The organism is Paeniroseomonas aquatica (assembly GCF_030409335.1).
Classification (GTDB): domain Bacteria; phylum Pseudomonadota; class Alphaproteobacteria; order Acetobacterales; family Acetobacteraceae; genus Belnapia; species Belnapia aquatica.
In genome coordinates, this window is sequence record NZ_JAUFPN010000115.1 from 1 (window position 1) to 5655 (window position 5655).

At 75.6% G+C, this 5655-nt stretch carries 7 protein-coding genes, 1 tRNA gene and 1 pseudogene; 7 read left to right on the forward strand and 2 right to left on the reverse strand.

Annotated features, from left to right (window positions below; translation table 11 throughout):
* The 3 genes and pseudogenes from QWZ14_RS10720 to QWZ14_RS10730 all read left to right on the forward strand — a co-directional run.
* Positions 1-224, forward strand: a pseudogene (locus QWZ14_RS10720) (MotA/TolQ/ExbB proton channel family protein); the annotation flags it as partial.
* Positions 221-430 (forward strand): DUF1656 domain-containing protein, encoded by a 210-nt coding sequence (locus QWZ14_RS10725; protein ID WP_290316652.1) that lies wholly within the window; start codon positions 221-223, stop codon positions 428-430. The pseudogene QWZ14_RS10720 and the gene QWZ14_RS10725, both read left to right, overlap by 4 nt.
* Positions 427-1290 carry an efflux RND transporter periplasmic adaptor subunit gene (locus QWZ14_RS10730; protein ID WP_290316653.1) on the forward strand — a complete coding sequence of 288 codons (864 nt, stop codon included), beginning with the start codon at positions 427-429 and terminating at the stop codon, positions 1288-1290. Before QWZ14_RS10725 ends, QWZ14_RS10730 begins: the two co-directional genes overlap by 4 nt.
* Positions 1291-1309: 19 nt before the next feature.
* Here QWZ14_RS10730 and QWZ14_RS10735 read toward each other — a convergent pair.
* Positions 1310-1385, reverse strand: a tRNA-Ile gene (locus tag QWZ14_RS10735).
* A gap of 102 nt (positions 1386-1487) precedes the next feature.
* Positions 1488-3095, reverse strand: coding sequence for a glycoside hydrolase family 17 protein (locus QWZ14_RS10740; protein ID WP_290316654.1), 1608 nt, complete (start codon positions 3093-3095; stop codon positions 1488-1490).
* A 69-nt stretch (positions 3096-3164) separates the two neighbouring features.
* Here QWZ14_RS10740 and QWZ14_RS10745 point away from each other — a divergent pair, with 69 nt between their 5' ends.
* From QWZ14_RS10745 to QWZ14_RS10760, 4 genes are all read left to right on the forward strand, one after another.
* Positions 3165-3584: a CoA-binding protein gene (locus QWZ14_RS10745; RefSeq protein WP_290316655.1), complete on the forward strand. Its 420-nt coding sequence runs from the start codon at positions 3165-3167 to the stop codon at positions 3582-3584.
* Between the two features lie 136 nt (positions 3585-3720).
* Entirely contained in the window at positions 3721-4527 is an 807-nt protein-coding gene (locus QWZ14_RS10750; RefSeq protein WP_290316656.1) for a DUF2076 domain-containing protein, read from the forward strand.
* Positions 4528-4575: 48 nt separating this feature from the next.
* The gene (locus tag QWZ14_RS10755) at positions 4576-5445 is read left to right on the forward strand and encodes a LysR family transcriptional regulator (protein ID WP_290316657.1); all 870 of its coding nucleotides are present in this window, start codon (positions 4576-4578) and stop codon (positions 5443-5445) included.
* Positions 5446-5464: 19 nt separating this feature from the next.
* A partial coding sequence (locus tag QWZ14_RS10760; protein WP_290316658.1) for a hypothetical protein occupies positions 5465-5655 on the forward strand: 191 nt, incomplete at its 3' end.

A 5655-nucleotide genomic window follows, 5' to 3' on the forward strand; every position in this document is an offset into this window, starting at 1 on the left:
CGGTCGCCGCCGCGGCCGCCGCCGCCGCCGGCCTCGCCCGGGCCGGCCTGCCGCCCGCCGCCACCCTGGCGCGGATCGACGCGGCGGTGGCCGCCACCTGCGGCACCGCCGGCCCGGGCATCCGCCCGGCCGCCCTCGCCCTCTCGGGCCTGCGCATGGCCCTGTTCCCCGAAGCCCCGCCGCCGCCGCTGCCGGCGCCGCGCCCGCTTGGCCTCGCCGCATGATCGCCGAACTCGACATCTTCGGCATCTACCTCCCGGCCCTGCTGGTCTGGGCGCTGCTGGCGCTGCTGCTGAGCAGCCTGCTGCGCCGCGCCCTCATCCGGGCCGGGATCTATGCCCGGGTCTGGCATCCGCCGCTGTTCGATGCCGCCCTTTTCCTTCTCCTCCTCGGCGGCATCGTCGCCCTTACCGCCTGGATCGACCGATGAAGCGCCAAGCCGGCCGCGTCGCCCTCACCCTGCTCGCCGTCCTGCTCGCCGGCCTCGCCGGCTGGCAGCTCTGGGACTACTACATGCTGGCGCCCTGGACCCGGGACGGCCGGGTGCGGGCCGATGTCGTCGGCATCACGCCGGATGTCTCCGGCCTCGTCGCCGCCGTGGCGGTGCGGGACAACCAAGCGGTGCGCCGCGGCGAGCTGCTGTTCGAGATCGACCGCACCCGCTTCGAGCTGGCGGTGCAGCAGGCCGAGGCCGCCGCCCTCTCCCGCTGGAGCGTCTACCAGCAGGCGCAGCGCGACGCCCAGCGGCTGGGCCGGCTCGACCAGAGCGCGGTCTCGGTCCAGGCGCAGGAGCGCGCCACCGCGGATGCGCAGCAGGCCGCCGCCGCCTACCAGCAATCCATCGCCGACCGCGACCTGGCCCGGCTCAACCTCGAGCGGTCCCGGGTCCTCGCCCCGGTGAACGGCGCCGTCACCAACCTCGACCTGCGCCCGGGCGACTACGTCACCGCCGGCCGTGCCGTCTTCGCCCTGCTGGATACCGACACCATCCGGGTCGAGGGCTACTTCGAGGAGACCAAGCTGCCCCGCATCGCCCCCGGCGCCGTGGCCAGGGTCCGGCTGATGGGCGAGAGCCGCATCCTGACCGGCCGGGTCGAGAGCATCGCCGGCGCCATCGAGGACCGCGACCGCGCCGCCGGCCCCAACCTGCTGGCCAACGTGAACCCGACCTTCAGCTGGGTGCGGCTGGCCCAGCGGGTGCCGGTGCGCATCGCGATCGACACCCCGCCGCCCGGGATCCGGCTGCTGTCGGGCCGCACCGCGACGGTGGCGATCGACCCGGCGCCCTGACGAGGATGCCGGGGGGCGCTGGTGGGCCCGGCAGGACTCGAACCTGCAACCAAACCGTTATGAGCGGTCCGCTCTGACCATTGAGCTACAGGCCCGCCAGCGCCTGAGGAATGCCGGGCGGCGTCGCGTCTGGCAAGCCGGCATCGGGCGCTTCGGGCGGCGGCTGGGGCGATGGCAGGGGCGGTGCGGCGCCGGGATCACGGGCCGGCCGGCCGAGGGGTTCCGAGCCGGCGCGCGATGGCGGGAGACAGCGCGGGCGCCGCCAGCAGCAGGGCGCAGGCCGACCAGCCCAGGGCCTCGAGATTGGCCGGCCCCTCCAGCGCCGCGCCGGCCAGCGCCGCCAGCGCCAGGCTGCCGCCGATCCAGCCCTCCGCCTTCCCCGGCCAGTGGCCGGGCCAGTCGCCCCGCCAAGCCCTGGCCGCGACGACGACCAGCGGCACGGCGAAGGCGGCGAAGGGGAAGTCGCGGTAGCGCGGGTCGAAGACCAGCAGCAGCTGCAGCACCAGGGCGGCGAAGAGGAACCAGGCGCAGAGATCCTCGAAGGCCCAGCCCCGCCATCCCCGCCAGTCCAGCCTTCCCCGCAGCGCCACCCGCAGCCGCGCCAGGGCGCCCGCTGAACCCGCGGGGCCCGCCCCGCGGGAGAGGCCTTCGCCCCGCGCGGCCCGGCGCAGCAGCAGCACCGCCAGCACCCCCTGCCCGGCCAGGTTCACCGCCGCCGCCAGACCCAGATGGATGTCGAAGGCATAGGGCACCGTCCCGCACCAGGCGAAGGCCAGCGCATTGCCCAAGGCGAAGGCCAGCCCCGGCATCGCCCGCCCCGCGGCGGCCCAGAGGCCGAGGCCGAGCGCCGCCGCGGCGGCGGCATACCAGCCCCAGCAGGGATTTTCCCGCACCGGGCCGTGGAGTGGGAATTTCGCCTCCCGCGCCGCGGTCCAGAGGCCCCAGGCGGCGCCGACCGTGCCTTCGGACTTGTATTTCCAGTCCTGGTCGAAGGCCTCGATCAAATTGTAGTCGAGCTTCTCCGCCTCGGCCAAGGCGATGAAGCGGCGGAGGAAGACCGCCTGCTCGACGCGCGACGGCGCCGCATCCGCCCGCCAGCGCCCGCGGCTCGGCCAGCCGACCTCGCCGATGGCGATCGGCTTGCCCGGGAACAGCGCCCGCATCCGCGCCAGCACCGCCCGGGCATGCGCCATGCTGCCCTCGACGTTGGTCGGCCTGTCCTCCCAGTAGGGCAGGATATGGATGGTGATGACATCCACATGCCGGGCGACCTCGGGGAACTGCTCCCAGAATTCCCAGACATCGGCGTAGGTCACCGGCTGCGCCACCGCCGCCTTCACCCGGTCCAGCGCCGCGATCAGCGCGGCGGGCGGCAGGTCGCGCCGCAGCAGCACCTCGTTGCCGACCACCACCCGCTCCACCGTGCCGGGGTGGCGGCGGGCGGTCTCGATCAGCTGGGCGAGCTCGGCGGCGTTCCGCCGCGCATCCTGCCCCAGCCAGGCTCCGGCCCAGAGCTTGAGCCCGTGCCGCGCGGCGATGGCGGCGATGTCGTAGTCGCCCTCGAGCGCGGCATAGGTGCGGATGGCCCGCACCCGCGGCGCCACCAGCGCCATGTCGGCCTCCACCTCGGCGGCGCTCGGGAAGACGCCGCGCAGCGGCGACTGCCCCGGGCGGAACGGCGCGAAGGAGACCGAGTTGAACCGGTCCGTGGGCAGCGGCACCTCGCCGGCCTGCTCGCGGTTGGGCAGCCACCACGCCAGCGCGGTGAGGATCAGCAGCAGGGCCAGGGCCGGCAGGTGTCGCATGGCCTTCCTCTGCCCCCGCTTTGCGGCAGCTTCGCGCCCGGATAGCGTCACCACCAAGGGAGGCCCGCCATGACCGACAGCGAGATCCGCGACATCCTGCTCACCACCCGCCGCATCGCCGTGGTCGGCGCCTCGGACCGGCCGGACCGGCCGAGCCATGGCGTCAGCGGCTTCCTGGTGGACCGCGGCTACGACGTCACCCCGGTGAACCCCGGCATCGCCGGCCGCGCCCTGCATGGCGCGACCACCGTCGCCGCGCTGGCGGAGGCGGCCCCGCTCGACATGGTCGACGTCTTCCGCCGCAGCGAGGATGCCGGCGCGGTGGTGGACGAGGCGATCCGGCTCGGCGCCCGCAGCGTCTGGCTGCAGCTCGGCGTCCGCGATGCCGCCGCCGGGGAGCGCGCCCGCGCCGCCGGGCTGCGCTACGTCGAGGACCGCTGCCCGGTGATCGAATGGCGCCGGCTCGGCCTGCCCCGCCGCATCGGCTGAGCGCTGCCGCTTGCGCGGCGAGGCCGCTTGAAACGCTCCCGGTGGCGGGCCATTTCGCCGGCATGGCCTGCAGTGCCGGACCGACCCGAGAACAGGGCGGCCGACCGCCGGGGCAGACCAGGGAGACACGAGGACCATGAACGACGACGAACGCCGGATCATCACCCAGTTCGTGGAGCGGATAGCCGGCGTCGCCGCCGGACCCGCGCCGGGCGGCGGCAACCCCTGGGGCGGCAGCGTGCCGAACACCCAGGCGCGGCCGAACCTGCCGCCGGTCGACCGCGACGCGGATGCGCTGATCAGCGACCTCTTCACCCGCTACCCCGAGGCGCGCTACCGCATCACCCAGACCGCCTTCGTGCAGGACGCGGCGCTGGTCGAGGCGCAGAACCGCATCCGCCAGCTCGAGTGGGAGGTGCAGAACGCCCAGTCCCAGGCGCAGGCCGCGGCGCAGCCGCAGCGCGGCGGGCTGTTCGGCGGCATGTTCGGGGGCGGCGGACGGCCGCAGCAGGCGCCGATGCCGCCGCCGCCGCAGCCGGTCTACCCGCCGAACTACAACCCCGGGATGCTGCAGCCGCAGCGCGGCGGCTCCGGCTTCCTCGGCACCGCGCTGACCACGGCGGCGGGCGTCGCCGGCGGCATGGTGCTCGGCAACATGCTGATGAACAGCTTCTCCGGCGGCCATGGCGCGGCCGCGGCCTCCACCGCGTCGGATGCCGGTGGCGCCGCCGGCGGCTTCGGCCAGGAAGCGGTGCCGGCCTCCTCGCCCTGGACCGACCCCTCCAGCGCCGCGGCCGACAACGGCTGGGGCGGCGGCGGCGGCGATCAGGGCTATGCCGGCGGCACGGCTGACGCCTCGGGCGGCGGCTACGACACCGGCGCCAGCTACGACAGCGGCGGCGTGGACGACGCCGGCGGCGGCGGCTACGACGAGGACGTCTGATTACCGCCGCTCATTGAACGCCTGCATGGGATGAGCGATCCTCATCCCATGCGCATCCCCGACCTCGACCTCGACCTGCTCCGCTGCTTCGTCACCGTGGCGGAGCGCGGCGGCTTCACCGCCGCCGGGCAGGCGCTCGGCCTCACCCAATCCGCCATCAGCCTGAAGGTGAAGCGGCTGGAGGAGGTGGTGCAGCGCCGGGTGCTCGACCGCACCAGCCGCACCGTGGTGCTGACCCGCGACGGCGAGACCCTGCTCGCCTATGCCCGCCGCATCCTGGCGCTGAACGACGAGGCGGTGCGGCGCATGATCGCCCCGCCGGTCGCCGGCCGCCTGCGGCTCGGCGTCGCCGACCACTTCGTCCCGCGCAACCTGGCCCCGCTGCTCGCCCGCTTCGCCCGCACCTACCCGGAGGTGGCGCTGGAGGTCGAGGTCGGCCGCAGCCACGAGCTCCGCGCCGCGCAGGAGAAGGGCGCGCTCGACCTGGTGCTGGGCAAGCGGCGGGAGGGCGAGACCGAGGGCAGGCCGATCTGGACCGAGGCGGTGGTCTGGGTCGCCGCGCCCGACTGGGCGGCGCCGGAAGGCCGCCCCCTGCCCCTGGCGATGCTGCCCCCCGGCTGCATGTTCCGCGACCGCGCGCTGGCGGCGCTGGCCCGCGCCGGGCTGGCCTTCGAGGTGGTCTATGTCTCGGCCAGCCTGCTCGGCGTCGCCGCCGCGGCCCAGGCGGGCTTCGCCCTCAGCGTGCTCGGCCGCAGCGGCCTGCCGCCGGGGCTGGTCGAGGTGCACGGGCTGCCGGCGCTCGGCACCGCGGAGATGTGCGTCTTCGGCGATGCCGCCGGGCAGAACCCGCTGGCCGAGCCGCTGGTCCGCTTCATCCGGGAGAGCCTGGCCGGGCCGGAGCTGGCCGCGGCCGCCTGATCAGGGGGCCAGGGCGCGGGTGACCGCCGGGGACATCCCCTGGGCGACGGGCGGCAACTGTGCGGTCAAGGCCGATTGCGCCGCCTGCGAGGCGGCGGCGGAGGGGCTGGCGGCCGCGGCCGACCCGGGCGCGGGCGGCGGCGGCGGCGGCGGCACCACCACCGGCGGTGCCGGCACCGCGGGGGTGCCCGCCACCGGGCCTGCCGCGGC